The following is a 26885-nucleotide window of genomic DNA, read 5'->3' on the forward strand; positions in this document are numbered from 1 at the left end:
GCCCTGGCATCGCTGCGCAAGCTCCCTCGTATGCCTATCAACTGTTTATGACAAGCAGTGCAGATGTCACAAACAAATGCGGCCGGCATTCTAGCACGGTGGTTTTATGGCGCCAGCGCCGGGAGGCGGCTATAAACAGAGGGGATGCGTCGTTCTGGTGCAGTCGGTTATTAGACGATTGTCGACAATACCTATTTATCCTTTGACTAAAAGGTCTGTATTCGCTAGTTTTTGCGGCATCAGCTTTCAAGGTGTCGACAATATGCTGGATCAACTCGATCCCCCGGTCATTGCCCAAGACGATTCAGAGACTCTGTCCGAGAACGTCTTCCGGCGCATTCAGGCGGCCATCGTCAAGGGCGAGATCGCCCCGGGCAGCAAGATCTCCGAGCCGGAACTGGCGCGCACCTATGGCATCAGCCGCGGGCCGCTGCGTGAGGCGATCCACCGTCTGGAAGGCCAGCGCCTGCTGGTTCGCGTACCGCACGTCGGGGCGCGGGTGGTTTCGTTGAGCCATGCCGAGCTGCTGGAACTCTACGAAATCCGCGAATCCCTCGAAGGCATGGCCTGCCGTCTGGCGGCCGAGCGCATGACGCTCGAAGAAATCGACGAACTGCGCCGGGTCCTCGAAACCCATGAGCGCGATGCGGCGTTTCAGGCCGGTGTCGGCTACTACCAGCAGGAAGGCGATTTCGACTTCCATTACCGAATCATCCAGGGCAGCGGCAACCGCACCCTGACGCAGATGCTCTGCGGCGAGCTCTATCAACTGGTGCGCATGTACCGCATCCAGTTTTCCACCACGCCCAATCGCCCGCGTCAGGCCTTTGCCGAGCACCACCGAATTCTCGACGCCATCGCCGACCGTGACGGTGAGCTAGCCGAGTTGTTGATGCGCCGCCACATCGGTGCCTCCAAACGCAATATCGCCCGTCACTACCAGGACGGCACACACCAGACAGCCACTGAACGAGGTGAGTCATGAGTTCCAACAAGAGCACTCCAGGCCAGCGTTTCCGCGATGCGGTCGCCAGCGAACATCCGCTGCAAGTGGTCGGCGCGATCAACGCCAATCACGCGCTGCTGGCCAAGCGCGCCGGTTTCAAGGCGATTTATCTGTCGGGTGGCGGGGTGGCTGCTGGCTCCCTCGGTGTACCGGACCTGGGCATCACCGGCCTGGATGACGTGCTGACCGACGTGCGCCGCATCACTGACGTCTGCGACCTGCCGTTGCTGGTGGACGTGGACACCGGTTTCGGTTCCTCGGCGTTCAACGTCGCACGTACCGTCAAATCGATGATCAAGTTCGGCGCGGCGGCGATTCACATCGAAGACCAGGTCGGCGCCAAGCGCTGCGGTCACCGCCCTAATAAAGAGATCGTGTCCCTGCAGGAAATGGTCGATCGCATCAAGGCTGCTGTTGATGCGCGCACCGATGACAGCTTCGTGATCATGGCCCGTACCGACGCCCTCGCGGTGGAAGGTCTGGAATCCGCTTTGGATCGCGCCGCGGCGTGCATCGAGGCCGGCGCCGACATGATCTTCCCGGAAGCCATCACCGAACTGGACATGTACAAGCTGTTCGCCAACCGCGTGAAAGCGCCGATCCTGGCCAACATCACCGAATTTGGCGCGACCCCGCTGTACACCACCGAGCAGCTCGCCGCCGCTGATGTGTCGCTGGTGCTGTACCCATTGTCCGCGTTCCGCGCGATGAACAAAGCCGCAGAAAACGTCTACACCGCGATCCGCCGCGACGGCACGCAACAGAACGTCATCGACACCATGCAGACCCGCATGGAGCTTTACGATCGCATCGACTACCACACCTTCGAGCAGAAGCTCGATGCGTTGTTTGCGGCGAAGAAGTAAGTCGAATAACTCCTTAACAAATTCAAAAACTGGAGACAGCAATGGCCGAAGCAAAAGTACTCAGTGGCGCCGGGCTCCGTGGCCAGGTTGCCGGGCAAACCGCACTGTCCACCGTGGGCCAGTCGGGCGCAGGCCTGACCTATCGTGGCTACGACGTTCGCGAACTGGCGGCTGACGCTCAATTCGAAGAAGTGGCCTACCTGCTGCTTTACGGCGAATTGCCGACCAAAGCGCAACTCGACGGCTACATCAGCAAGCTGAGCAAGCTGCGTGACCTGCCGCAAGCGCTCAAGGAAGTACTGGAACGCATCCCCGCCGACGCCCACCCGATGGACGTGATGCGCACCGGTTGCTCGTTCCTGGGCAACATCGAACCGGAGAAAGACTTCTCGGAACAACACGACGTGACCGACCGCCTTCTGGCCGCGTTCCCGGCGATCATGTGCTACTGGTATCGCTTCAGCCATGACGGCAAGCGCATCAGTTGCGTGAGCGACGAACAGTCCATCGGCGGCCACTTCCTGCACTTGCTGCACGACAAGAAGCCGAGCGAGTTGCACGTCAAAGTGATGAACGTTTCGCTGATCCTCTACGCGGAGCACGAATTCAACGCTTCGACCTTCACCGCACGGGTGTGTGCTTCGACCTTGTCGGACATGTTCTCCTGCATCACCGCCGCCATCGGTTCGCTGCGCGGTCCGCTGCACGGCGGTGCCAACGAAGCGGCGATGGAAATGATCGAGCGCTTCAGCTCGCCGGAAGAGGCGATCAAAGGCACCCTCGGCATGCTCGAGCGCAAGGACAAGATCATGGGCTTCGGCCACGCGATCTATAAGGACAACGATCCGCGCAACGAGGTGATCAAGGGCTGGTCGAAAAAACTCGCTGACGAAGTGGGCGACACCGTGTTGTTCCCGGTTTCCGAAGCCATCGACAAGACCATGTGGGAGCAGAAGAAACTGTTCCCGAACGCCGACTTCTACCATGCGTCGACGTACCACTTCATGGGCATCCCGACCAAGTTGTTCACTCCGATCTTCGTCTGCTCGCGCCTGACCGGCTGGGCGGCGCACGTGTTCGAACAACGTGCCAACAACCGCATCATCCGCCCGAGCGCCGAGTACGTCGGCGTCGAACAGCGCAAGTTCGTGCCAATCGAACAACGCTGAATGGTGGGCTGCTCTGATCTCGGAGACCACCACTAAACCCTGTAGGAGTGAGCCTGCTCGCGATTGCGTCCAGTCAGCCGCCGAAAATATTGGATGACACACCGCGATCGCGAGCAGGCTCACTCCTACAAAGGGACGGTGTGAACCTCAAGGTCGACGCAGCGCCCATCAATTGTAATCACCGTGACCGAGTCCTGACCCGATGAACACAGAATTCCGCAAAAACCTGCCCGGCAGCCATCTGGATTACTTCGACGTCCGTGCGGCTGTCGAAGCCATCCAGCCCGGCGCCTACGACACTCTGCCGTACACCTCCCGCGTGCTGGCGGAAAACCTGGTGCGTCGCTGCGACCCGGCCACGCTCACCGAATCCCTGAAGCAGTTTATCGAGCGCAAACGCGACCTCGACTTCCCATGGTTCCCGGCCCGCGTGGTGTGCCACGACATTCTCGGCCAGACCGCACTGGTTGACCTCGCCGGCCTGCGTGACGCCATCGCCCTGCAAGGTGGCGACCCGGCGCAAGTGAACCCGGTGGTGCCTACACAATTGATCGTCGATCACTCCCTGGCCGTCGAGCGCGGTGGTTTCGATCCGGAGGCGTTCGAGAAGAACCGCGCCATCGAAGACCGTCGCAACGAAGACCGTTTCCACTTCATCAACTGGACCAAGAAGGCGTTCAAGAACGTCGACGTGATTCCACCGGGCAACGGGATCATGCACCAGATCAACCTGGAGAAAATGTCTCCGGTGATCCAGGTGCGCGATGGTGTTGCCTTCCCTGATACCTGCGTCGGCACCGACAGTCACACCCCGCACGTCGATGCGCTGGGCGTGATCGCCATCGGTGTCGGCGGCCTGGAAGCGGAAAGCGTGATGCTTGGCCGCGCATCGTGGATGCGTCTGCCGGAAAGCGTCGGCGTTGAACTGACCGGCAAGCTGCAACCGGGCATCACCGCCACCGACATGGTGCTGGCGCTGACCGAGTTCCTGCGTCAGCAAAAAGTCGTTGGTGCGTGGCTGGAGTTCTTCGGCGAAGGCGCCTCCGCGTTGACCCTCGGCGACCGCGCAACCATCTCCAACATGGCCCCGGAATACGGCGCCACCGCCGCGATGTTCTACATCGACCAGCAGACCATCGACTACCTGAAACTCACTGGTCGCGAAGACGAGCAGGTGCAGTTGGTCGAGAGCTACGCCAAGACCACAGGCCTGTGGGCTGACAGCCTGAAAGGCGCGCAATACGAGCGCGGGTTGACCTTCAACCTGTCCTCGGTGGTGCGCAACATGGCTGGCCCGAGCAACCCGCACGCCCGCGTCGCGACTTCCGATCTCGCCGCCCAAGGCATCTCCGGCCAGTGGGACGATGTTCCCGGCCAGATGCCGGATGGCGCGGTGATCATCGCCGCCATCACCAGTTGCACCAACACCAGCAACCCGCGCAACGTCATCGCCGCCGGTCTGCTGGCACGCAATGCCAACAAACTCGGATTGACCCGCAAGCCGTGGGTCAAATCGTCCCTGGCGCCGGGTTCGAAAACCGTGGCGCTGTACCTGGACGAAGCCGGCCTGACCACCGAACTGGAGCAACTCGGCTTCGGCGTCGTGGCCTTCGCTTGCACCACCTGCAACGGCATGTCCGGCGCGTTGGACCCGGTGATCCAGCAAGAGATCATCGACCGCGACCTGTACGCCACTGCCGTGCTGTCCGGTAACCGCAACTTCGACGGGCGGATTCACCCGTACGCCAAGAACGCGTTCCTCGCTTCGCCGCCGTTGGTGGTTGCTTACGCCATCGCCGGGACCATCCGTTTCGACATCGAAAAAGATGTGCTGGGTGTGGTCGACGGTAAGGAAATCCGCCTGAAAGACATCTGGCCGAGCGACGAAGAAATCGACGCAGTGGTCAAGGCATCGGTCAAACCTGAGCAGTTCCGTCAGGTCTACATTCCGATGTTCGCCATCCACGAAGACACCGGTCCGAAAGTGACGCCGCTGTACGACTGGCGCGAGATGAGCACCTACATCCGCCGTCCGCCGTACTGGGAAGGCGCGCTGGCCGGGGCTCGTCCGCTCAAGGGCATGCGCCCGCTGGCCGTGCTGCCGGACAACATCACCACCGATCACCTGTCGCCGTCGAACGCGATCATGCTGGACAGCGCCGCCGGCGAATACCTGGCGAAAATGGGCCTGCCGGAAGAGGACTTCAACTCTTACGCAACGCACCGCGGTGACCACCTGACCGCACAACGCGCCACCTTCGCCAACCCGAAACTGTTCAATGAAATGGTTCAGGAAAACGGCAAGGTCAAACAGGGTTCGCTGGCTCGCGTCGAGCCGGAAGGCAAAGTGATGCGCATGTGGGAAGCCATCGAAACCTACATGGAGCGCAAGCAGCCGCTGATCATCATCGCGGGCGCCGACTACGGTCAGGGTTCGTCCCGCGACTGGGCAGCCAAAGGCGTGCGTCTGGCGGGTGTGGAAGCGATTGCGGCCGAAGGCTTCGAGCGCATTCACCGCACTAACCTGGTGGGCATGGGCGTGTTGCCGCTGGAATTCAAGCCGGGCACCGACCGCAAGACATTGGGCATCGACGGCAGCGAAACCTACGACGTGATCGGCGAGCGCACCCCGCGTGCCGAGCTGACGTTGGTGATCAACCGCAAGAACGGCGAACGCGTCGAAGTGCCGGTGACCTGCCGCCTCGACACCGCCGAAGAAGTGTCGATCTACGAGGCCGGCGGCGTGTTGCAACGCTTCGCCCAAGACTTCCTCGAAGAATCGGCGGTTGCCGTTTAACACGATGAGTTCGGTCGGGGCCATGCGGTCCCGCCCGATCCTAAAAGGAACATCATGGCTCACGCACCTCAAATTAGAATCCCCGCCACCTACATGCGCGGCGGCACCAGCAAAGGCGTGTTTTTCAGCCTGAAAGACCTGCCCGAAGCGGCACAGGTTCCAGGCCCGGCGCGCGATGCCTTGTTGCTGCGCGTGATCGGCAGCCCCGACCCGTACGACAAGCAGATCGACGGCATGGGCGGCGCGACGTCCAGTACCAGCAAAACCGTGATCCTGTCGAAAAGCATCAAGGCCGATCACGACGTCGATTACCTGTTCGGTCAGGTGTCCATCGACAAGCCTTTCGTCGACTGGAGCGGCAACTGCGGCAACCTGTCGGCTGCAGTCGGTTCGTTTGCCATCAGCAACGGTCTGGTGGACGCCAGCCGCATCCCGCACAACGGCGTTGCCGTGGTTCGCGTGTGGCAGGCCAACATCGGCAAGACCATCATCGCCCACGTGCCAATCACCAACGGTGAAGTGCAGGAGACCGGTGATTTCGAACTCGACGGCGTGACCTTTCCGGCCGCTGAAGTGCAGGTCGAATTCATGGACCCGGCAGCAGAAGAAGAGGGCGGCGGTGGTTCGATGTTCCCTACCGGCAACCTGGTGGATGACCTCGAAGTACCCGGCGTCGGAACCCTCAAGGCGACCATGATCAATGCCGGTATTCCGACGATTTTCGTCAATGCCGAAGACATCGGTTACACCGGCACCGAGCTGCAAGGCGCGATCAACAGTGATCCGAAAGCGCTGCTGATGTTTGAAACCATTCGGGCTTACGGCGCATTGCGCATGGGCCTGATCAAGGATCTGGACGAAGCGGCCAAGCGTCAGCACACGCCTAAGGTTGCCTTTGTGGCCAAGCCTGCGGATTACGTTGCTTCGAGTGGCAAAGCGATTGCGGCGGGCGATGTCGATCTGTTGGTACGCGCATTGTCGATGGGCAAATTGCACCACGCGATGATGGGCACGGCGGCTGTGGCGATTGGTACAGCGGCGGCGATTTCCGGCACGTTGGTGAATCTCGCAGCGGGTGGTGTTGAACGCAATGCTGTGCGCTTCGGGCATCCGTCCGGCACCTTGCGCGTGGGAGCTGAAGCCAGCCAGGTCAACGGTGAGTGGACTGTGAACAAAGCCATCATGAGCCGCAGTGCGCGGGTGTTGATGGAAGGGTTTGTCCGTATTCCCGGCGATTCTTTCTGAAGAAACACAAAACCCTGTAGGAGCGAGCCTGCTCGCGATGGCGGCATGACTGGCAACAAAGATGTTGAATGTTATGGCCTCATCGCGAGCAGGCTCGCTCCTACAGTGGATCGCATTTCAACAATAAGAAAATGTTGTCACCGACTGAGATTTATCTGAACCGAGGTCCCATCAACGAACCACTTCAAGAGTGAATCGAACATGAGCACCAACGTCGACCAGAACAACCGCCCCGACTACGACACGGTCCTGCAGGACATTGCCGACTACGTCCTCAACTTCAAGATCCAATCCGCCGAAGCCCTCGACACCGCCCGCAACTGTCTGATGGACACGTTGGGCTGTGGCCTGCTGGCCCTGCGCTTCCCCGAATGCACCAAACACCTCGGCCCCATGGTGGAAGGCACCGTCGTCCCGTTCGGCGCCCGCGTCCCCGGCACCAGTTATCGGCTCGACCCGGTCAAGGCGGCGTGGGACATCGGTTGCATCGTCCGCTGGCTTGACTACAACGACACCTGGCTCGCGGCCGAGTGGGGCCATCCGTCCGATAACCTTGGCGGCATTCTCGCGGTGGCCGATCATCTGTCGCAAAAGCGCCTGGCCAATGGCGATGCGCCGCTGACCGTTCGCGTGGTACTTGAAGCCATGATCATGGCCCATGAGATTCAGGGTGTGATCGCGCTGGAAAACTCCTTCAATCGCGTAGGCCTGGATCACGTCATTCTGGTGAAAGTCGCCTCGACGGCCGTCACCGCCAAGCTGATGGGCGCCAATCGCGAGCAGTTGCTGTCGGCGTTGTCTCACGCCTTCGCCGACGGTCAGGCGCTGCGCACTTACCGTCATGCGCCGAATGCCGGATCGCGTAAATCCTGGGCCGCAGGCGATGCGTCCAGCCGTGGCGTGCGTCTGGCGGACATCGCGATGCGCGGCGAAATGGGCATCCCCGGCGTACTGACCGCCAAACAATGGGGCTTCTACGACGTGCTGTTCAGCCACACCAACAACGACCTGGCGCTCAAGCCCGAAGACAAACGCGCTTTCAGCTTCTCCCGCCCGTACGGCAGCTACGTGATGGAAAACGTGCTGTTCAAAATCAGCTTCCCGGCCGAGTTCCACGCGCAAACGGCCTGTGAAGCGGCGGTGACTCTGCACCCGCAAGTCAGAAATCGCCTGCATGAAATCGACAAAATCGTCATCACCACCCACGAATCGGCGATCCGCATCATCTCCAAGGTCGGCCCGCTGGCCAACGCTGCGGACCGTGACCATTGCATCCAGTACATGACCGCCGTGCCGCTGGCGTTCGGCAATCTGGTGGCCGAGCAGTACGAGGACGACTTCCACGCGGCGCATCCGATCATCGACGTGCTGCGCGAAAAAATGGTCATCGTCGAAGACCCACGCTATACCCGCGAATACCTGGAGGCTGATAAGCGCTCCATCGCCAATGCGATACAGGTGTTCTTCAAGGACGGCTCCAGCACCGAGAACGTGTTGGTGGAATACCCGATCGGCCATCGCCGTCGTCGCACCGACGGCATTCCATTGCTGGAAGACAAGTTCAAGGCCAACCTGGCGACCCGCTTCAACGCCCAGCGCAGCGCTGAGATCTTTGCGTTGTGCAAGGATCAGGCTGCGCTTGAGGCGACACCGGTGAACCGGTTTGTGGATCTATTCGTGATCTGACACCAATCCCCGTAGGAGCCAGGCTTGCCGGCGAAGGCGTCCTCAAGTACGCCTTCGCCGGCAAGCCTGGCTCCTACAGGAGCTGTATTCAGCGTTTGAGCCATTTTTCGATGGGTAATTTGGTGATCGCAAACCCCGTCAGCAAAATCGCCGAGTACATCATCAGTTCCCGGGACAAGGTTTGCCCCTCGTACCAGGCACCGATGATCACCGCGAACACCGGAAAAATGATGAACACAAACGACAGAATGATCGGGCTCAGTCGCTTGAGCAGCAGGAAGTAAACGATAAACCCGCCCACTGACGCCACCAGCCCCAGATAGAGCAGGGCGCTCCACGAACGCGCGGTGATGGCATCGAACACCGGTGCTTCGACACTCAATCCGGCGACAAACAGCATCACCCCGGCAATGCCAATCGGCAGCGTGTTGTAGGTAATCACGCTGATCGCCGTACCGTGTTTTTTCGTCACCACGTAACACAGCGCATGCATTACCGCGGCGCAGAGAATCGCCAACACCCCGAACAATTCGGCATGGTCCAGATGCAGCCCTTGGCTGCGGATGATCATGAACAGGCTGCCGAAACCGATGGCGATGCCCAGCACTTGCGAGGGGTAGATTTTCTCCCGCAGAAACAGCGCGGAAAACAGCAGGATGAACACCGGCATGCAGCTGAACAGCAGCGCCGTCAGGCCGGACGAAACGTGCATCTCGCCGTAGTTGAGCAAGTAATACGGCAGGCTGAAATACGTCAACGTGACGAAGACAAAGAACCAGCGACTTTCTTTGGGAAACAGCAGCGGTTCACGACGGATCAGGGCGAAGCCGAGAAAGAGCGGGAAGGCGATGAGGAATCGCAGACCGGCGGCAGTCAGCGGCGGCACGCTTTCAACGGCAATCTTGATCCCGAGCCACGTGGTGCCCCAACTCAGGCACACGATCAGGAACAGCGCGCTGGTAACCAGGGCGGCCAGCCAGGGTTTGGCAGTACGTGAAGGTGCGCTGATGGCGATGGACATGAACGAACTCCTTTTATCGTCGGAATTGACCTTCATCTGCAAAGGGTCTATCCCTGATTGGACCTGTTTAAAGCACGCTATTCGGGGCTGGAATGACTGTCAAAACAAGTATTGCCATGGTGTCAATCATGCGCGATGGCCTGGCGAACGGTCTGGGGGTGAAATACAAACGCCTCGCCGACGCGATCGAAAAAGGCATCGCTGAAGCGCTGATCGAGCCCGGCTGCAAATTGCCGCCTCATCGGTTACTGGCGGATAGCCTCGGCGTGACCATCGGTACCATCAGCCGCGCTTACGGTGAACTCGAACGTGTGGGATTGGTGGTCGCTCGCGTAGGAGACGGCACGTATGTGCGTCAGCGCGGGATGGAACGACCGCGAGACGGTGGCTTTCGCAATGTCAGCGATGAACCTCGGGCGTTTTTTGACATGAGCCGCAATCAACCGATTCCGGGGCAGGAAGCGCTTTTTTTAAGTCAAAGCCTGCAAGCGTTGTCCCTTGAACCTGAGGCGTTGCAACACCTCAGCGGCTACACCGTCGAGGCCGGATTGCCACGCTATCGCGCGGCGGGCGCGCACTGGCTCAGGCATAAAGCGTTTGTCCCGAACGCCGAGCAGATTGTTTGCGTGAACGGCGGCCAGCACGGTCTGTTGTGTGCCTTGATGGGGTTGCTCAAGGCGGGCGATACGTTGGTGACGGAGCACCTGACCTACCCGGGGTTGATCAGCGTCGCACGCCAGCTCGGGATAAAACTGATCGGTGTCGGGATGGATGATGAAGGACTGATGCCCGATGCGCTGGATGAGGTTTGCCGCAACCATCGTGTGTCGGCGCTGTATTGCACACCGACGATCCAGAATCCTACGGCTGCAGTGATGTCCGTCGTACGGCGTGAGGCGATTGCAGAGGTCTGTCGACAGCACAATCTGTTGATTTTTGAAGACGAAGCCCACGCGGTATTGGCTCAACAGCGACCGTTACCCTTGAGTCATTTCGCCCCGGAGCCTTCGGTGCTGATCGGCAGCCTGAGCAAGGCGGTTTCGGCGGGTTTGCGAGTCGGTTACCTGCATGCGCCGCAACCGTTGATCGGACGCTTGAGCGCCGCCGTGCGCGGGACGTGCTGGATGGCCAGCCCGTTGTCGCTGGAAGTGGCGAGTCTGTGGATAGAAAACGGTATTGCCGAGCAGTTGCTGGGCCAGCAGATTGCGGAGATCGGTCGGCGCAAGGCGTTGGTGAGTGGTGTGCTGGAGGGGTTGGCCTACAAAACTCATTCCCATAGCCCGCACTTCTGGGTCGAAGTGCCCGAGCCGTGGCGCGCTTCGCAGATTGCTGAGGAGCTCAAGGCGAATAATTATCTGATCGCCACCGCTGAGGCGTTTGCGGTCGGGCACGGGGCGGTGCCGCAGTTCATCAGGGCGAGTGTTTGCAATTCGAAGGGGGATGACGGGTTGCTGCTTCAAGGGTTTGACGCATTAGCGCGGGCATTAACAAACACCGTGTAGTCGTTCATCGCGGGCAAGCCCGCTCCCACAGTTTTCTCTGTAGTTTTCGAATTTTGCATTCAACACAGATCCCTGTGGGAGCGGGCTTGCCCGCGATGGCGGCCGATCAGGCGCTAGAGCACTATTTGAAACGCCGCTCCACGCCTTTCTCCACCAGAATCTTCGCCGAAATCTCTTCCACCGAAAAATGCGTGGAATTGATGTGCGGGATGTTCTCGCGGCGGAACAGATTCTCCACCTCACGCACTTCGAATTCGCACTGGGCGTAGCTCGAATAGCGGCTGTTGGGCTTGCGCTCGTTGCGGATCGCGGTGAGGCGGTCCGGGTCAATGGTCAGGCCGAACAGTTTGTGCTGGTGGGCACGCAGGGTGGCTGGCAGTTGCAGGCGCTCCATGTCGTCTTCGGTCAGCGGATAGTTGGCCGCGCGGATGCCAAATTGCATGGCCATGTACAGGCACGTCGGCGTCTTACCACAACGCGACACGCCCACTAGGATCAGGTCCGCCTTGTCGTAATAATGCGTGCGCGCACCGTCGTCGTTGTCGAGGGCGAAGTTCACCGCCTCGATCCGCTCCATGTAATTGGAGTTGCTGCCAATCGAGTGGGACTTGCCGACGGTGTAGGAAGAATGCTCGGTCAGCTCCTGTTCGAGAGGCGCCAGGAAGGTCGAGAAAATGTCGATCATGAAACCATTGGACGTTGCGAGGATCTCACGGATGTCCTGATTGACAATGGTGTCGAAGATGATCGGCCGAAAGCCGTCGGTTTCGGCGGCTTTGTTGATTTGTTGTACCATGGCCCGCGCTTTATCCACGTTGTCGATGTACGGCCGCGTGAATTTGCTGAAGGTAATGTTTTCGAACTGCGCCAGGAGGCTTTGGCCGAGGGTTTCGGCGGTAATGCCGGTGCCATCGGAGATAAAGAAAGCAGATCGTTTCATTTGCACCTTGGGCCTTAAGCTAGTGACGAATCTTGGATATGATAGGCGCGATTTGCCGGCCGCCAGTGGCCCGCATTCTCACTTATTTTCCAGGTCCAGGCCATACAGCTGGCAAACGCTCTAATGAGCAGCCGGCTTCTGAGCTTTTCCAACACAGTTAGTGGAGAGATCACCTTGGTAGAGTACGTAGTTTCCCTCGATAAGCTCGGCGTCCATGATGTAGAGCACGTAGGGGGCAAGAACGCATCCCTGGGCGAGATGATCAGTAACCTTGCAGGTGCCGGTGTATCGGTGCCCGGTGGCTTCGCCACGACAGCTCAGGCTTATCGTGATTTTCTCGAGCTGAGCGGCCTGAACGATCAGATCCATGCCGCCCTCGACGCCCTGGACGTCGACGATGTCAATGCCCTGGCCAAGACCGGCGCCCAGATCCGTCAATGGATCATGGAAGCCGAATTCCCTGAGAAGCTCAACGCCGAAATCCGTACCGCGTTCGCCACGCTGTCGGCCGGCAACCCTGACATGGCCGTGGCCGTGCGCTCTTCCGCTACCGCCGAAGACCTGCCGGACGCTTCCTTCGCCGGTCAGCAGGAAACCTTCCTGAACATCCGTGGTGTCGAAAACGTTATTCGCGCCGCCAAAGAGGTGTTCGCTTCGCTGTTTAACGACCGTGCGATTTCCTACCGCGTCCACCAGGGCTTCGACCACAAGCTGGTTGCCCTGTCGGCTGGCGTGCAGCGCATGGTCCGCTCCGAAACCGGCACCGCCGGCGTGATGTTCACCCTCGATACCGAATCGGGCTTCCGTGACGTGGTGTTCATCACCGGCGCCTACGGCCTGGGTGAAACCGTCGTACAAGGCGCGGTGAACCCGGATGAGTTCTACGTCCACAAAGGCACGCTGGCAGCCGGTCGTCCGGCCATCCTGCGTCGCAACCTGGGCAGCAAAGCCATCAAGATGATCTACGGCGAAGTCGCCACGGCCGGTAAATCGGTCAAGACCATCGACGTCGACAAGGCTGATCGCGCACGTTTCTGCCTGAGCGACGCCGAAGTCAGCGAGCTGGCCAAGCAAGCGATGATCATCGAGAAGCACTACAAGTGCCCGATGGACATCGAATGGGCCAAAGACGGCGACGACGGCAAGCTCTACATCGTTCAGGCCCGTCCTGAAACCGTGAAGAGCCGTACTTCGGCCAACGTCATGGAACGCTACCTGTTGAAAGAAACCGGCACCGTGCTGGTTGAAGGTCGCGCCATCGGTCAGCGCATCGGCGCCGGCAAGGTCCGCATCATCAAGGACGTGTCCGAGATGGACAAAGTCCAGCCAGGCGACGTTCTGGTCTCCGACATGACCGACCCGGACTGGGAACCGGTCATGAAGCGCGCCAGCGCCATTGTCACCAACCGTGGCGGCCGTACCTGCCACGCGGCGATCATCGCTCGCGAGCTGGGCATCCCGGCCGTGGTCGGTTGCGGCAACGCCACCCAGCTGTTGAAAGACGGCCAGGGCGTGACCGTGTCCTGCGCTGAAGGCGACACCGGTTACATCTTCGAAGGCGAACTGGGCTTCGACATCAAGAAAAACTCCGTGGACGCCATGCCTGATCTGCCGTTCAAGATCATGATGAACGTCGGCAACCCGGACCGCGCCTTCGATTTCGCACAGCTGCCAAACGCCGGTGTGGGCCTGGCCCGTCTGGAGTTCATCATCAACCGCATGATCGGTGTTCACCCGAAAGCGCTGTTGAACTACGACGGTCTGCCGCAGGACATCAAGGACAGCGTCGACAAGCGCATCGCCGGTTACGACGATCCGGTTGGCTTCTACGTCGAGAAGCTGGTTGAAGGCATCAGCACCCTGGCTGCTGCGTTCACCCCGAAAAAGGTCATCGTGCGTCTGTCGGACTTCAAGTCCAACGAATACGCCAACCTGATCGGCGGCAAGCTGTACGAGCCGGAAGAAGAAAACCCGATGCTGGGCTTCCGTGGCGCCTCGCGTTACATCAGCGAAGCGTTCCGTGACTGCTTCGAACTCGAATGCCGTGCCATCAAGCGCGTGCGCAACGAGATGGGCCTGACCAACGTTGAAATCATGGTGCCGTTCGTCCGTACATTGGGCGAAGCTAGCCAGGTGATCGATCTGTTGGCTGAAAATGGCCTGGCCCGCGGCGAGAATGGTCTACGCATCATCATGATGTGCGAGTTGCCGTCCAACGCGATCCTGGCGGAAGAATTCCTCGAGTTCTTCGACGGTTTCTCCATTGGCTCCAACGACCTGACCCAGCTGACCCTGGGCCTGGACCGTGACTCCGGGATCATCGCGCACCTGTTCGACGAGCGTAATCCGGCGGTCAAGAAGTTGCTGGCCAATGCGATTCAGGCCTGCAACAAGGCTGGCAAGTACATCGGCATTTGCGGTCAGGGTCCTTCGGACCACCCTGATTTGGCCAAATGGCTGATGGAGCAGGGCATCGAAAGCGTTTCGTTGAACCCCGATTCCGTACTGGAAACCTGGTTCTTCCTGGCTGAAGGTCAAGCTTCTGCTTGATGGCGTGAGTGAAGCCTCGGCCTGCTGCGGTGGGCCGGGGTTTTAAGATTCAAGTAGGGCGGGCTCCTCTGGAAGCCGCCCTTTTTTGTGCAAGAGCATTATGCAAAGCAGCAGCAACCTATTTCCTGTCGCCCTGATCAGCGCCGAACGGCGCGGCGATCTGAGCGAAGACGTGTATCGTCTGAAACCCGGCAACAGCCCTGACGGCACCGTCGAACTGGCTGTGACGCGCCTGGGCATGGCGGATGGCTCAGACGCGCGTGGCGTTCCGGTTATTTTGCTTCACGGCAGCTTTTCCAATCGCCGGTTCTGGTTTTCCCCGAAGGGGCTCGGACTGGGCGCCTGTCTGACGCGTCTGGGATTCGATGTATGGATTCCCGAAATGCGTGGCCACGGCCTGTCCCAGCGTAACCAGAACTACCGCAAGAACCGCGTTGCTGACTACGCCCGTTACGATTTGCCGGCCATTGGCGCGTTCGTGCGTGAGCAGAGCGGCCAGATCCCGCACTGGATCGGTCACTCGCTGGGCGGGATTACCCTGGCGGCGGCATTGGGCGGTGAGTACATCGGCGAACCGGTGGTGGCTTCCGCAGCGTTTTTCGGCACGCAAGTCAGCCGCACCTACTGGCCGTTGAAAATTCCGCCGGTGGAGTGGAGCGGACGCTTCATTCTCAAACGTTTTGCCCAGCTGTCCGGTTCACGGCTAAAGCGCGGCCCGGAGGACGAGCCCATTGGCCTGGCCCTGGAAAGCATGCGCTGGTATGGCCTGTTCGGGCGCTTCGGCGATGCTGACAAGGATTGGTGGGCCGGATTGGCCGACGTTCAGTTGCCGGTATTGGCCGTGAGTGCCGCAGGTGACCATCAGGACCCGACCTGGGCCTGTCGCAAGCTGTTCGATCAGGTGGGTTCCGAGCATAAGCAATTTATCAACCTGGGTCGCGAGCAGGGCTTTGGCGATAATTTCGGTCATGTGGAGATGCTCGTCAGCAAAGCCGCGCAGACTGAAGTCTGGCCGCTGGTGGCGCGCTGGTTGGCAGATCAGCAGACGCCATTGCTGGGTGATAAACCGGATCTGGCTGCGGCGGTCTGAGCCTGATGCTCTAACAAGGGCATTTCGCTCTGTTCGGCTTGCGGCTAAGATATGACGCATTGAGCTGTTCTGGTCACTTTCGGTTACTGAGCTATCAGTGATGTTCGTGCTGTCTTCCTCTTTACAGGAGTTTCTCGATGAACCATTACCTCACGCCTGACCTGTGCGACGCCTATCCGGAGCTGGTGCAGGTGCTGGAACCGATGTTCAGCAATTTCGGCGGCCGTGATTCTTTCGGCGGCGAAATCGTGACCATCAAATGCTTCGAAGACAACTCGCTGGTCAAGGAACAAGCCGAGCTCAAGGGTAATGGCAAGGTATTGGTGGTCGACGGTGGCGGTTCCCTGCGTCGTGCGCTGCTGGGCGACATGATCGCCGAGAAAGCCGCGAAAAACGGTTGGGAAGGGCTGGTGATCTACGGTTGCATCCGTGACGTCGACGTCATTGCGCAAACCGATCTGGGTGTTCAGGCGCTGGCCAGCCACCCGATGAAAACCGACAAGCGCGGCATCGGCGATCTCAACGTAGCCGTAACCTTTGCTGGCGTGACCTTCCATCCAGGTCACTACATCTATGCGGACAACAATGGCGTGATCATTTCGCCAAGTCCGCTGAAGATGCCTGAATAAAGCGCTACACCAACAAAGGGGTGAGGATGTTCGAGGAAGAAAACGCGCAGTGGGGGCTGGTACATGCCCTGGTGCTGGACGGTAAAGGCGGTGCGCGTTCGATAGCCCGGACTGAACTCGATGACTTGCAGCTGCAGGCTCATGAAAGCCTGTGGCTGCACTGGGATCGCAGTCACCCGCAAACCCAGACCTGGTTGCGAAAATCCAGCGGTCTGAGCGAATTCAGCTGTGATCTGTTGCTTGAAGAAAACACCCGTCCGCGTCTTTTACAGCTTTCGGACAGCGAACTGCTGCTATTTTTGCGTGGGGTCAACCTGAACCCGGGCGCCGAGCCGGAAGACATGGTCTCGGTGCGGATTTTTGGGTCAGCCCAGCGGGTTATTTCTCTGCGTTTGCGTCCGTTGCGCGCCACCGATGATTTGCTGGTGCAGCTCGCCGAAGGCAAAGGACCGAAAACGGCGTCAGAACTCATCCTTTATATGGCGCAATACCTCACCAACAAGGTGCAGGATCTGGTCAGTTGCCTCTCGGAAGTGGTCGATGAGGAAGAAGAAAAGCTGGATGCCGACGAACGGTATACACCCGAGCATGGAGCCGTTTTGCAGATCCGTCGCAGGGCTGCCGCACTGAAACGTTTTCTTGCGCCGCAGCGGGAAATATTCGGGCAGCTGACACGGATAAAACTGCCTTGGTTCGTCGAAGACGACGGTGATTACTGGAACGAATTGAACAACAGCCTGACCCGGTATCTCGAGGAGCTGGAATTGACCCGGGAGCGGGTGGGGTTGGTCCTTGAGGCTGAAGATAGACGTTTGAGCGTGCGGATGAACCGCACGATGTACCGCTTCGGAATCATCACCGGGATCTTTTTGCCGATGAGTTTTCTGACGGGTCTTTTAGGTATCAATGTCGGTGGGATTCCGTTCTCTGCAAGCCCCTATGGCTTCCTGATTGCGTGTCTGATGATGGTCTCGGTGGCGCTGGGACAGTGGTGGTTATTCCGACGTTTGCGCTGGGTCTGAGGGTGAGCCATGTGACCCGAGCAAATTTGGCCGCGTCTTTCACAGACATCACGAGAGGTGCGTATGCACGATCCGTTTGAACAGTCTTTGCGTGACATGCTCAATGCATCACCGTCCACCCGGGACGACGATGCGTGCCTTGGGCGTGTACTGAAAACCGCCAACCGCCAGGTCGGCGCTGGTGACCTGTTCAGCCTGCTGGGCCGCTGGCTGCCCGCGCTGATGATTGCCTTGAATAACGGATCGGCCCATGTCGCTCCGGTTTCCCGCCACCGTAAACCTACCGTTCGCACTGCTGATAAGGCTGATTGAATATGGAACTTGATCTCTGGACTCAGAGCCTCGTCACTGCAATGACTGCGTTATGGACCAAGGTTGCAAATTTCATCCCGAACCTGTTCGGCGCACTGGTTGTGCTGCTGTTGGGTTTCGTCGTTGCGAAACTTTTGGACACATTGCTGTCTAAGTTGCTCGCCAAGCTGGGGCTTGATCGCCTGATGGGCGGCACCGGTCTGACAAAATTGCTGTCCCGGGCCGGCCTTCAAGTGCCGATCTCTACCTTGATCGGCAAGATTGTCTATTGGTTCGTTCTGCTGATTTTTCTGGTTTCTGCCGCAGAATCCCTTGGACTTGAGCGAGTTTCGGCTACGCTTGACATGCTTGCGCTGTATTTGCCGAAAGTATTCGGCGCCGCGCTGGTGCTGCTGGTGGGTGTTTTGCTCGCACAATTGGCCAATGGGCTGGTGCGGGGTGCGGCAGAGGGCGTAGGGCTTGACTACGCTGCGGGCCTGGGGAGAATTGCCCAGGGCCTGGTGATTATCATCAGTATTTCGGTCGCAATCAGCCAGTTGGAGGTCAAGACTGACCTGCTCAACCACGTGATTGTGATCGTATTGATTACCGTTGGTCTGGCGGTTGCGCTGGCCATGGGGTTGGGAAGCCGGGAAATTGCCGGCCAGATTCTTGCGGGAATCTATGTGCGTGAGTTGTATCAGGTTGGGCAACAAGTGCGTGTTGGCGAGGTCGAAGGTCAGATCGAAGAGATCGGCACGGTTAAAACCACATTGCTGACGGATGAGGGTGAGCTAGTCTCTCTCTCCAATCGGATCCTCCTGGAACAGCATGTGAGTAGCCGCTAACCCGGCAAACCCTGCTAATGTATGCCGCCGCAAAATGCCCTGAAAAGGGTTGCGGCGGACATTGACCTGACTGTCGGCCCGACTTGTTTTGAATAAAGCTCAATCGCTGTCCACGCGCTACGACCCCCGCGAGCTCTCTGATGAGGAGTTGGTCGCGCGCTCGCATACCGAGCTGTTTCACGTAACGCGCGCCTATGAAGAACTGATGCGGCGTTACCAGCGAACATTATTTAACGTCTGTGCCCGGTATCTTGGGAACGATCGTGACGCAGACGATGTCTGTCAGGAAGTGATGTTGAAGGTGTTGTATGGCCTGAAGAACTTCGAGGGCAAATCGAAGTTCAAGACATGGCTCTACAGCATCACGTACAACGAGTGCATCACGCAGTATCGGAAAGAACGGCGAAAGCGTCGCTTGATGGATGCTTTGAGTCTGGACCCCCTCGAGGAAGCGTCTGAAGAGAAGGCGCCGAAACCTGAGGATAAGGGTGGACTTGATCGCTGGTTAGTGTATGTGAACCCGATTGACCGTGAAATTCTGGTGCTACGATTTGTCGCAGAGCTGGAATTTCAAGAGATCGCGGATATCATGCACATGGGTTTGAGTGCAACAAAAATGCGTTACAAACGTGCTCTAGATAAATTGCGTGAGAAATTTGCAGGCATTGCTGAAACTTAGTTCGGCGCAAATATCTCTTACGTGTAGGCAAGTTCTGATAGACTTGCCGCCGAGTTGTCCCCCGGTTTGCGGGACTGCTTCACAATCACCAGATGGGGATTTAACGGATGAAACTGAAAAACACCTTGGGCTTGGCCATTGGTTCTTTGATTGCCGCCACTTCTTTCGGCGCTCTGGCACAAGGCCAAGGCGCAGTTGAAATCGAAGGCTTCGCAAAGAAAGAACAATTCGACAGCGCTCGTAACTTCAAGAACAACGGCAACCTCTTCGGTGGTTCGGTTGGTTACTTCCTGACCGACGACGTTGAACTGCGTCTGGGCTACGACGAAGTGCACAACGTGCGTTCCGACGACGGTCGTAACATCAAGGGCGCTAACACCGCTCTGGATGCTCTGTACCACTTCAACAACCCAGGCGACATGCTGCGTCCATACGTTTCTGCCGGTTTCTCGGACCAGAGCATTGGCCAGAACGGCGGTGGCGGTCGTAACCGTTCCACTTTCGCCAACGTTGGCGGCGGTGCCAAGTTGTACTTCACCGAGAACTTCTACGCCCGTGCTGGCGTTGAAGCTCAATACAACATCGACCAGGGCGACACCGAGTGGGCTCCAAGCGTCGGTATCGGTGTGAACTTCGGTGGCGGCTCCAAGCCTGCTGCAGCTCCAGCTCCAGCTCCAGCTGAAGTCTGCTCCGACAGCGACAACGATGGCGTTTGCGACAACGTTGACAAGTGCCCGGACACCCCAGCCAACGTAACTGTTGACGCTGATGGCTGCCCAGCAGTTGCTGAAGTTGTTCGTGTTGAGCTGGACGTGAAATTCGACTTCGACAAGTCGGTAGTCAAGCCTAACAGCTACGGCGACATCAAAAACCTCGCTGACTTCATGAAGCAGTACCCATCCACCAGCACTACTGTTGAAGGTCACACTGACTCCGTCGGTCCTGACGCTTACAACCAGAAACTGTCCGAGCGTCGTGCAAACGCCGTTAAGCAAGTTCTGACCAACCAGTACGGTGTTGAATCGTCCCGCGTTCAGTCTGTTGGCTACGGCGAATCCCGCCCAGTTGCTGACAACAAAACTGAAGCTGGTCGCGCTGTAAACCGTCGCGTAGAAGCGCAGGTTGAAGCTAACGCTAAGTAATTAGCGCGCAGCTCTGAAAAGCCCGGCTTAGGCCGGGCTTTTCTTTGTCTGCGATTTGATGAGGCAGGGTTGAAGCGGGGGAGAGTCAGGCTGACTGGTTGACTGCATTCGCGGGAAAATCAGATACCGACAGGGGTACTTCTGCACAGGCCGCGACCGCGCCGATGACCAGGATTGCTGGGCTTTTCAACTCAAAGGCGTAGGCATCTTCTTCCATCGCTGTCAGATCGCTCCGACATTCCCGCTGATGTGGCAGGGAAGCGTTTTCAATCATTGCCACCGGTGTATCCGCCGCCATTCCTCCGGCGAGCAACTGCTCACGGATCTCGCTCAGTTTTGCGACACCCATATATACCACCAGCGTCGTGCCACCCTGGGCCAGGGCTTGCCAGTTCAGGCTGCTGCCATCCTGAGTGTGGGCGGTGACCAGCGTCACGCCGCGCGCAACGCCCCGCAGGGTCAACGGAATATCGCATTGCGTTGCACCGGCAAGCCCGGCGGTGATGCCGTTGACCAGTTCCACTTCGACCCCATGTTCACGCAGCCACTGCGCCTCTTCGCCGCCCCGGCCAAAAATGCACGGGTCGCCACCTTTGAGCCGCACCACGCATTTTCCGTGGCGGGCATAACGCAGCATCAGACGATGAATGAATGCCTGAGGTGTGGAGCGACAGCCGCCGCGCTTGCCCACGGGAATGATCCGCGCCTGCGGACAATGCTCCAGCACCGCATCGTTGACCAGGTCATCGATCAGCACCACATCCGCTTCGTTCAACGCCCGCACGGCCTTGAGGGTCAACAATTCCGGATCGCCAGGACCCGCACCCACCAGCCAGACTTTTGCGCTCATAGTGTTTTTCCTCACGAGGTGACGGCGACCGGCTGCGCAGCGGCAGCCAGCAAACGCTTGATTTCCGGGACGCAGGAGCCGCATTGCGTGCCGCAGCCCAATTCTTGTTTCAAACCCTGCAGGTCCAGACCCCGGCTAATGCCGGCGCAGACCGCGCTTTGGCTGACGTTTTTGCAGTTGCACAGGGTTTTGTTGCCAGCGGTCGTCGTCTTGGCGTTGCCCGGTGGGGCGCTTAGCGGTGCCAGCAGCCAGCGCCGCAGCTGTTCGTCGGCGCGGCCTTCCAGCCACAGGCTTTGCAGCCAGTGCTGGGCAAGGGTTTCACCGGCCAGGCGTATGGCAGTGATCCGGCCATTTTCGATCCGAACCCTTTTACCGATGGAGCGCCTTGGGTCGTCGTAGGCCAAAACCGGGCCATCGTTGAGTCCCAGGCATTGATCGATATCACGCAGCAATTGCGGATCGGGCGCGACGGAGCTGGCGGCGCGTATCAGCAGCGCGGGGCGTTCGCGACCGGCCAAACTGAGGCTGACGTAGGAAAACGCCTCACAGAGCGGTCGTAGCGTCTCAAAATGCTGTTGTACATTGCCCTCGATTAGGGCGAACAGCTGCCATGGCAGACTTACAGGTTCTAGACGCACGCCGCTGTGCTTGAGTTCGGGTTGTTTCGACAAAGGGTCGAACGCCGGTTGAGTGAGCGCATTTACGCCACCCTTGAGGAAACGGTCACCCCAATGCATGGGCAGAAAGGCCTGACCGGGTCGTACGCTGTCGTCGCCGCCGACGGCAACAATCACCGCACCACGGCGACTTTTCAGGCTGACCAGGTCGCCCGATTGCAGCCGATGCCGGCGCAGTTCATCCGGGTGCAAACTCAACACGGCTTCGCTGACGTGACCGAACAATTGCGCGGCGGTGCCGGTGCGGCTCATGCCGTGCCATTGGTCACGCAGGCGGCCGGTGATCAGGGTCAGCGGGAAGCGCGCGTCGCGTTGTTCCTTGGCGGCGCGGTACGGGTCGGCCACGAATTGCGCACGTCCACTGGCCGTCGGGAAAATTCCGTCCAGATACAGCCGGGGCGTGCCTTCGCTGGCGCCAGTGGGGAAGGGCCATTGCTGCGGGCCGAGGTGGTCGATCAGGGCATGACTGATGCCGGACAAGTCCAGATCACGCCCGCGGGTCAATTGCTTGTACTCGTCGAAGACCTGCGCCGGGTTTTCAAAGGCGAACAGGCTGGTTTGCCCCGGACGCAGATATTTTTCCAGGCGCTGTGCGAAATCCACGGTGATCGCCCAGTCAGGGCGTGTTTCTCCGGGTGCGACGATGGCTCGGCGAACGTGGGAAATGCGACGTTCAGAGTTGGTCACCGTGCCGTCCTTTTCGCCCCAACTGGCGGCGGGCAGCAACAGGTCGGCAAACGCGGCGGTTTCGGTGGTGCGGAAGGCCTCCTGCAACACCACGAACGGGCAGGCTTGCAGTGCCGCGCGCACGGCGGTTTGATCCGGCATTGATTGCGCAGGGTTGGTGCAGGCGATCCACAGTGCCTTGATCTTGCCGCTGCGCACCTGCTCAAACAACTCGATAGCGGTGAGCCCGGTGTTTGCGGGCAGTTGATCCACGCCCCAATACGCCGCCACTTCCGCGCGATGTTCGGCATTGGCAGCCTCGCGATGGCCTGGCAGCAGGTTCGACAAGCTGCCGGTTTCGCGGCCACCCATAGCATTTGGCTGACCGGTCAGGGAGAAAGGTCCTGCACCGGGGCGGCCGATTTGCCCGGTGGCCAAGTGCAGGTTGATCAGTGCGCTGTTTTTCGCGCTGCCGGCGGTGGACTGGTTCAAGCCCATGCACCACAGCGACAGGAAGCTCGGTGACGTGCCAACCCATTCGGCGCATTGCTGCAATTGCTCGACGCTGATCCCGCAGAGCTGCGAAACCATCTGCGGCGTGTAATCGCGCACCAGATTTTTCAGTTCGGCCAAACCTTCGGTGTGGGCCTTGATGAAGTCGCGGTCGACCCAGTCTTCCCACAGCAGCAGGTGCAAAATCCCATGGAACAAGGCGACATCGGTGCCTGGCAGAATCGCCAGGTGCAGGTCAGCCAGATCGCAGGTGTCGGTACGACGCGGGTCAATGACGATGACTTTCATTTGCGGCCGGCGGGATTTCGCTTCCTCCAGGCGACGGAAAAGTATCGGGTGGGCGTAGGCCATGTTGCTGCCGACGATCATCACGCAGTCGCTCAATTCCAGGTCTTCGTAGCTGCACGGCGGTGCGTCGGCGCCCAGGCTGCGCTTGTATCCGACCACTGCCGAAGACATGCACAGGCGCGAATTGCTGTCGATGTTGTTGGTGCCCACCAACGCTCGCGCCAGTTTGTTGAAGGCGTAGTAATCCTCGGTCAGCAATTGTCCGGAAATGTAGAACGCCACGCTGTCCGGGCCGTGTTCGGCAATGGTCTCGGCAAAAACGCTGGCGGCATGATCGAGGGCGGTATCCCAGTCAGTGCGGCTTCGGGCGAGGCCTTTGCCCAGGCGCAGTTCGGGATACAAGGCCCGGGCTGCGAGGTCGCCGGTCAGGTGCAAGGTAGAGCCTTTACTGCACAGTTTTCCGAAGTTGGCCGGGTGGGCCGGATCGCCGCTGACGCCGAGAATGCGCTCGCCGTCATGCTCGATCAGCACGCCGCAGCCGACCCCGCAGTAGCAGCAGGTGGAAGCGGTGATCTGGTTCATCAGCTTGCTTCCCGCAGGGCCAACAACACCCGGCCATTCTCGACCCGTGCTGAATGGTGGTGAGCGCAACCGATATCCGGGGCCTGGGCTTCACCGGTTTCAAGGTCGATCTGCCAGTTATGCAGCGGGCAGGCGACCCGTTTGCCATAGATCAAACCTTGGGACAGTGGCCCGCCCTTGTGCGGGCAGCGGTCGTCGAGTGCAAAAACCTCATCGTCGCTGGTACGAAAAATCGCGATGTCGCCTTTCGGGCCGGCGATGATCCGCGAGCCCAGGGCATTGATTTCTTCCAGTGCGCAGATATCCAGCCAGTTCATGCCGACACCTCCAGGTTCTTCACTGCGATGACGTCGAATTCTTTCTTCAGCAGCGGTTGTTCCAGGCGCTCCTTCCACGGGTCCTGTTCGAACGACAACGAGAACTGCAAGCGATCGTTGAGCGCCTTGCGCCGCTCCGGGTCTTCCAGCACGGCTTTCTTGATGTGTTCCATGCCGACCCGTTGCAGGTAGTGCACGGTGCGTTCGAGGTAGAAAGCTTCTTCGCGATAGAGCTGCAGGAACGCGCCGTTGTATTCACGCACTTCCTCGGCGGTCTTGAGCTTGACGAAGAATTCCGCGACTTCGGTCTTGATCCCTCCGTTGCCACCGATGTACATCTCCCAGCCCGAATCCACGCCGATAATTCCGACGTCCTTGATGCCCGCTTCTGAACAGTTGCGTGGGCAACCGGAGACGGCCAGTTTCACTTTGTGTGGCGACCACATGTTGAACAGGTCGTGCTCAAGCTCGATGCCCAGTTGCGTGGAATTCTGGGTGCCGAAACGGCAGAACTCGCTGCCGACGCAAGTCTTCACGGTGCGGATGGATTTGCCGTAGGCGTGGCCGGACGGCATGTCGAGATCCTTCCAGACGCCCGGCAGGTCCTGCTTCTTGATCCCCAGCAAATCGATACGCTGGCCGCCGGTAACCTTGACCATCGGCACGTTGTATTTGTCGGCCACGTCGGCAATGCGCCGCAGCTCCGAAGGATTGGTCACACCGCCCCACATCCGTGGGACTACAGAGTAAGTGCCGTCCTTCTGAATGTTGGCGTGGGCGCGTTCGTTGATCAGGCGCGATTGTGGGTCGTCCTTGGCTTCGCCCGGCCAGGTGGAAATCAGGTAGTAGTTGAGCGCCGGGCGGCATGTGGCACAGCCATTCGGCGTGCGCCAGTTCAAATAACTCATGGTGCCGGCGATGGTCAGCAGATGCTGCTCGCGGATGGCCTGGCGGATTTGCCCGTGATTCAAGTCGCTGCAACCGCAAATGGCTTTTTCGCTTTTCGGTTTGACGTCTGCTGCGCCGCCCACGGTGTTGATCAGGATCTGTTCCACCAGTCCAGCGCAGGAGCCGCAGGAGCTGGCAGCCTTGGTGTGTTTCTTGACGTCGTCGACGCTGAACAACCCGTGCTCCTGAATCGCCTTGACGATGGTGCCTTTGCACACGCCGTTGCAACCGCAGACTTCGGCGGTGTCGGCCATGCTCATGGCTTTGTCCTGGCCCTGGTGTCCTACGTCGCCCAGGGCGTTTTCGCCGAACATCAGGTGATCGCGGATCTCGTCGATGGCGTGGTTCTCACGGATCTGCCGGAAATACCAGCCACCGTCTGCCGTATCGCCATACAGACAGGCCCCGACCAGCACGTCATCCTTGATCACCAGTTTTTTGTAGACCCCGCCGATAGGGTCGGAGAGGGTGATGGTTTCGGTGCCTTCGCCGCCCATGAAGTCGCCGGCGGAGAACAGGTCGATGCCCGTCACTTTCAATTTGGTCGACGTCACCGAGCCCTTGTAGGTGGCGAAGCCCAGTTGGGCGAGGTGGTTGGCGCAGACCTTGGCCTGTTCGAACAGCGGCGCCACCAGGCCGTAAGCGATGCCGCGGTGGCTGGCGCATTCGCCGATGGCGTAGATGCGTGGGTCGTAGGTTTGCAGGGTGTCGTTGACCAGAATCCCGCGGTTGCAGGGAATGCCGGATTTTTCCGCGAGTTCGGTGTTGGGGCGAATACCGGCGGCCATCACCACCAGATCGGCGGGGATGATGTCGCCGTTCTTGAACTCAACCGAGCCGACCCGGCCGTTGCCGGCATCGTGCAGGGCCTGGGTTTGCTCGCAAAGACGAAAGTGCAGGCCGCGGGCTTCCAGGGCAGTTTGCAGCAACTGGCCGCTGGTTTTATCCAGTTGCCGTTCCAGCAGCCATTCACCGATGTGCACTACGGTGACGTGCATCCCGCGCAGCATCAGGCCGTTGGCGGCTTCGAGGCCGAGCAGGCCGCCACCGATCACAACGGCGTGCTTGTGGGTTTTCGCGGTGTCGATCATTGCCTGGGTGTCGGCGATGTCGCGGTAGCCGATCACGCCGTCCAAGGTGTTGCCGGGGATCGGCAGGATGAACGGAGTCGAGCCGGTGGCGATCAGCAGGCGATCGTATTCGGCCTCGCTGCCGTCTTCGGCGATCACGCGGCGCTTGACCCGGTCGATCTCCACCACTTTGCGGTTGAGCAGCAGCTTGATGTTGTTTTCCAGGTACCAGTCCAGATCGTTCAGCACGATCTCTTCGAAGGTTTGTTCGCCGGCCAGCACGGGCGAGAGCAGGATGCGGTTGTAGTTGGTATGGGGTTCGGCGCCGAAGACCGTGATGTCGTACAGCTCATTGCTCAGCTTGAGCAGTTCTTCCAGGGTGCGAACCCCGGCCATGCCGTTGCCGATCATCACCAGTTTTAATTTTTTCATCAGGTTCTCCGGGGAGCTCGGACCCGCCTCATCAGGGCATTCAGGTCTTGCTCGACAAA

At 59.4% G+C, this 26885-nt stretch carries 21 protein-coding genes; 15 read left to right on the forward strand and 6 right to left on the reverse strand.

Annotated features, from left to right (window positions below):
- The first annotated feature begins 265 nt into the window (after nucleotides 1-265).
- From ABH912_RS30200 to prpD, 6 genes are all read left to right on the forward strand, one after another.
- Complete coding sequence (locus ABH912_RS30200; protein ID WP_176471555.1) at nucleotides 266-985, forward strand: GntR family transcriptional regulator; 720 nt, start codon at nucleotides 266-268, stop codon at nucleotides 983-985.
- Nucleotides 982-1872, forward strand: coding sequence for a methylisocitrate lyase (gene prpB, locus ABH912_RS30205; RefSeq protein ID WP_010456549.1), 891 nt, complete (start codon nucleotides 982-984; stop codon nucleotides 1870-1872). Before ABH912_RS30200 ends, prpB begins: the two co-directional genes overlap by 4 nt.
- 41 nt (nucleotides 1873-1913) lie before the next feature.
- Nucleotides 1914-3041, forward strand: a complete 1128-nt coding sequence (gene prpC / locus ABH912_RS30210; protein WP_033055701.1) for a bifunctional 2-methylcitrate synthase/citrate synthase — start codon at nucleotides 1914-1916, stop codon at nucleotides 3039-3041.
- Between the two features lie 202 nt (nucleotides 3042-3243).
- Nucleotides 3244-5838, forward strand: coding sequence for a Fe/S-dependent 2-methylisocitrate dehydratase AcnD (acnD, locus tag ABH912_RS30215; RefSeq protein WP_033055699.1), 2595 nt, complete (start codon nucleotides 3244-3246; stop codon nucleotides 5836-5838).
- A 54-nt stretch (nucleotides 5839-5892) separates the two neighbouring features.
- Complete coding sequence (prpF, locus tag ABH912_RS30220; protein ID WP_429512517.1) at nucleotides 5893-7083, forward strand: 2-methylaconitate cis-trans isomerase PrpF; 1191 nt, start codon at nucleotides 5893-5895, stop codon at nucleotides 7081-7083.
- A gap of 201 nt (nucleotides 7084-7284) precedes the next feature.
- The gene (gene prpD / locus ABH912_RS30225; RefSeq protein WP_033055696.1) at nucleotides 7285-8769 is read left to right on the forward strand and encodes a 2-methylcitrate dehydratase; all 1485 of its coding nucleotides are present in this window, start codon (nucleotides 7285-7287) and stop codon (nucleotides 8767-8769) included.
- Between the two features lie 88 nt (nucleotides 8770-8857).
- Here prpD and ABH912_RS30230 read toward each other — a convergent pair whose 3' ends face one another.
- On the reverse strand, nucleotides 8858-9745 hold the full coding sequence (locus tag ABH912_RS30230; RefSeq protein WP_429513177.1) for a DMT family transporter: 888 nt from the start codon (nucleotides 9743-9745) through the stop codon (nucleotides 8858-8860).
- A 137-nt stretch (nucleotides 9746-9882) separates the two neighbouring features.
- On the opposite strand from ABH912_RS30230, the gene ABH912_RS30235 reads away from it, so the two are divergent.
- A complete protein-coding gene (locus ABH912_RS30235) occupies nucleotides 9883-11292 on the forward strand; it encodes a PLP-dependent aminotransferase family protein (RefSeq protein ID WP_429512519.1) in 1410 nt (469 codons plus the stop codon).
- Nucleotides 11293-11413: 121 nt separating this feature from the next.
- Here the strand turns inward: ABH912_RS30235 and ppsR are convergent, their stop codons facing one another.
- Nucleotides 11414-12232 (reverse strand): posphoenolpyruvate synthetase regulatory kinase/phosphorylase PpsR, encoded by an 819-nt coding sequence (gene ppsR, locus ABH912_RS30240; RefSeq protein ID WP_033055694.1) that lies wholly within the window; start codon nucleotides 12230-12232, stop codon nucleotides 11414-11416.
- A 174-nt stretch (nucleotides 12233-12406) separates the two neighbouring features.
- Between ppsR and ppsA the strand changes: the two genes are divergently transcribed.
- The 8 genes from ppsA (at nucleotide 12407) to ABH912_RS30280 (ending at nucleotide 20483) form a co-directional block, all read left to right on the forward strand.
- Nucleotides 12407-14782: a phosphoenolpyruvate synthase gene (gene ppsA, locus ABH912_RS30245; RefSeq protein WP_429512520.1), complete on the forward strand. Its 2376-nt coding sequence runs from the start codon at nucleotides 12407-12409 to the stop codon at nucleotides 14780-14782.
- A gap of 100 nt (nucleotides 14783-14882) precedes the next feature.
- Complete coding sequence (locus ABH912_RS30250; protein WP_429512522.1) at nucleotides 14883-15872, forward strand: alpha/beta fold hydrolase; 990 nt, start codon at nucleotides 14883-14885, stop codon at nucleotides 15870-15872.
- A gap of 137 nt (nucleotides 15873-16009) precedes the next feature.
- Nucleotides 16010-16501 carry a ribonuclease E activity regulator RraA gene (rraA, locus tag ABH912_RS30255; protein WP_027922555.1) on the forward strand — a complete coding sequence of 164 codons (492 nt, stop codon included), beginning with the start codon at nucleotides 16010-16012 and terminating at the stop codon, nucleotides 16499-16501.
- 26 nt (nucleotides 16502-16527) lie between these two features.
- A complete protein-coding gene (locus tag ABH912_RS30260; RefSeq protein ID WP_033055690.1) occupies nucleotides 16528-17523 on the forward strand; it encodes a zinc transporter ZntB in 996 nt (331 codons plus the stop codon).
- A 63-nt stretch (nucleotides 17524-17586) separates the two neighbouring features.
- Nucleotides 17587-17835: a hypothetical protein gene (locus tag ABH912_RS30265; RefSeq protein ID WP_027922557.1), complete on the forward strand. Its 249-nt coding sequence runs from the start codon at nucleotides 17587-17589 to the stop codon at nucleotides 17833-17835.
- Between the two features lie 2 nt (nucleotides 17836-17837).
- A complete protein-coding gene (locus ABH912_RS30270) occupies nucleotides 17838-18662 on the forward strand; it encodes a mechanosensitive ion channel family protein (protein ID WP_008027407.1) in 825 nt (274 codons plus the stop codon).
- A gap of 88 nt (nucleotides 18663-18750) precedes the next feature.
- Nucleotides 18751-19341: an RNA polymerase sigma factor SigX gene (gene sigX, locus ABH912_RS30275; RefSeq protein ID WP_008146300.1), complete on the forward strand. Its 591-nt coding sequence runs from the start codon at nucleotides 18751-18753 to the stop codon at nucleotides 19339-19341.
- 107 nt (nucleotides 19342-19448) lie between these two features.
- A complete protein-coding gene (locus ABH912_RS30280; protein ID WP_429512525.1) occupies nucleotides 19449-20483 on the forward strand; it encodes an OmpA family protein in 1035 nt (344 codons plus the stop codon).
- 85 nt (nucleotides 20484-20568) lie between these two features.
- On the opposite strand, the gene cobA is transcribed toward ABH912_RS30280, so the two are convergent.
- The 4 genes from cobA to nirB are packed head-to-tail and all read right to left on the reverse strand — an operon-like array spanning nucleotide 20569 to nucleotide 26826.
- Nucleotides 20569-21333 (reverse strand): uroporphyrinogen-III C-methyltransferase, encoded by a 765-nt coding sequence (cobA, locus tag ABH912_RS30285; protein WP_429512527.1) that lies wholly within the window; start codon nucleotides 21331-21333, stop codon nucleotides 20569-20571.
- An 11-nt stretch (nucleotides 21334-21344) separates the two neighbouring features.
- A complete protein-coding gene (locus ABH912_RS30290; protein WP_429512529.1) occupies nucleotides 21345-24059 on the reverse strand; it encodes a molybdopterin-dependent oxidoreductase in 2715 nt (904 codons plus the stop codon).
- Nucleotides 24059-24376 (reverse strand): nitrite reductase small subunit NirD, encoded by a 318-nt coding sequence (nirD, locus tag ABH912_RS30295; protein ID WP_008146292.1) that lies wholly within the window; start codon nucleotides 24374-24376, stop codon nucleotides 24059-24061. Before nirD ends, ABH912_RS30290 begins: the two co-directional genes overlap by 1 nt.
- Nucleotides 24373-26826: a nitrite reductase large subunit NirB gene (nirB, locus tag ABH912_RS30300; RefSeq protein ID WP_033055686.1), complete on the reverse strand. Its 2454-nt coding sequence runs from the start codon at nucleotides 26824-26826 to the stop codon at nucleotides 24373-24375. Before nirB ends, nirD begins: the two co-directional genes overlap by 4 nt.
- Between the last annotated feature and the right edge of the window lie 59 nt (nucleotides 26827-26885).

This window comes from Pseudomonas sp. BT76 TE3572 (assembly GCF_050435365.1).
Lineage (GTDB): Bacteria > Pseudomonadota > Gammaproteobacteria > Pseudomonadales > Pseudomonadaceae > Aquipseudomonas > Aquipseudomonas fluorescens_W.

Excerpts from the sequence above, each read along its gene's own strand:
- prpB (WP_010456549.1), top strand. The coding sequence starts at position 982 with ATGAGTTCCAACAAGAGCACTCCAGGCCAGCGTTTCCGCGATGCGGTC.
- prpC (WP_033055701.1), top strand. The coding sequence starts at position 1,914 with ATGGCCGAAGCAAAAGTACTCAGTGGCGCCGGGCTCCGTGGCCAGGTT.
- acnD (WP_033055699.1), top strand. The coding sequence starts at position 3,244 with ATGAACACAGAATTCCGCAAAAACCTGCCCGGCAGCCATCTGGATTAC.
- prpF (WP_429512517.1), top strand. The coding sequence starts at position 5,893 with ATGGCTCACGCACCTCAAATTAGAATCCCCGCCACCTACATGCGCGGC.
- prpD (WP_033055696.1), top strand. The coding sequence starts at position 7,285 with ATGAGCACCAACGTCGACCAGAACAACCGCCCCGACTACGACACGGTC.
- ABH912_RS30235 (WP_429512519.1), top strand. The coding sequence starts at position 9,883 with ATGACTGTCAAAACAAGTATTGCCATGGTGTCAATCATGCGCGATGGC.
- ppsR (WP_033055694.1), bottom strand. The coding sequence starts at position 12,232 with ATGAAACGATCTGCTTTCTTTATCTCCGATGGCACCGGCATTACCGCC.
- ABH912_RS30250 (WP_429512522.1), top strand. The coding sequence starts at position 14,883 with ATGCAAAGCAGCAGCAACCTATTTCCTGTCGCCCTGATCAGCGCCGAA.
- rraA (WP_027922555.1), top strand. The coding sequence starts at position 16,010 with ATGAACCATTACCTCACGCCTGACCTGTGCGACGCCTATCCGGAGCTG.
- ABH912_RS30260 (WP_033055690.1), top strand. The coding sequence starts at position 16,528 with ATGTTCGAGGAAGAAAACGCGCAGTGGGGGCTGGTACATGCCCTGGTG.
- ABH912_RS30265 (WP_027922557.1), top strand. The coding sequence starts at position 17,587 with ATGCACGATCCGTTTGAACAGTCTTTGCGTGACATGCTCAATGCATCA.
- ABH912_RS30270 (WP_008027407.1), top strand. The coding sequence starts at position 17,838 with ATGGAACTTGATCTCTGGACTCAGAGCCTCGTCACTGCAATGACTGCG.
- ABH912_RS30280 (WP_429512525.1), top strand. The coding sequence starts at position 19,449 with ATGAAACTGAAAAACACCTTGGGCTTGGCCATTGGTTCTTTGATTGCC.
- cobA (WP_429512527.1), bottom strand. The coding sequence starts at position 21,333 with ATGAGCGCAAAAGTCTGGCTGGTGGGTGCGGGTCCTGGCGATCCGGAA.
- ABH912_RS30290 (WP_429512529.1), bottom strand. The coding sequence starts at position 24,059 with ATGAACCAGATCACCGCTTCCACCTGCTGCTACTGCGGGGTCGGCTGC.
- nirD (WP_008146292.1), bottom strand. The coding sequence starts at position 24,376 with ATGAACTGGCTGGATATCTGCGCACTGGAAGAAATCAATGCCCTGGGC.
- nirB (WP_033055686.1), bottom strand. The coding sequence starts at position 26,826 with ATGAAAAAATTAAAACTGGTGATGATCGGCAACGGCATGGCCGGGGTT.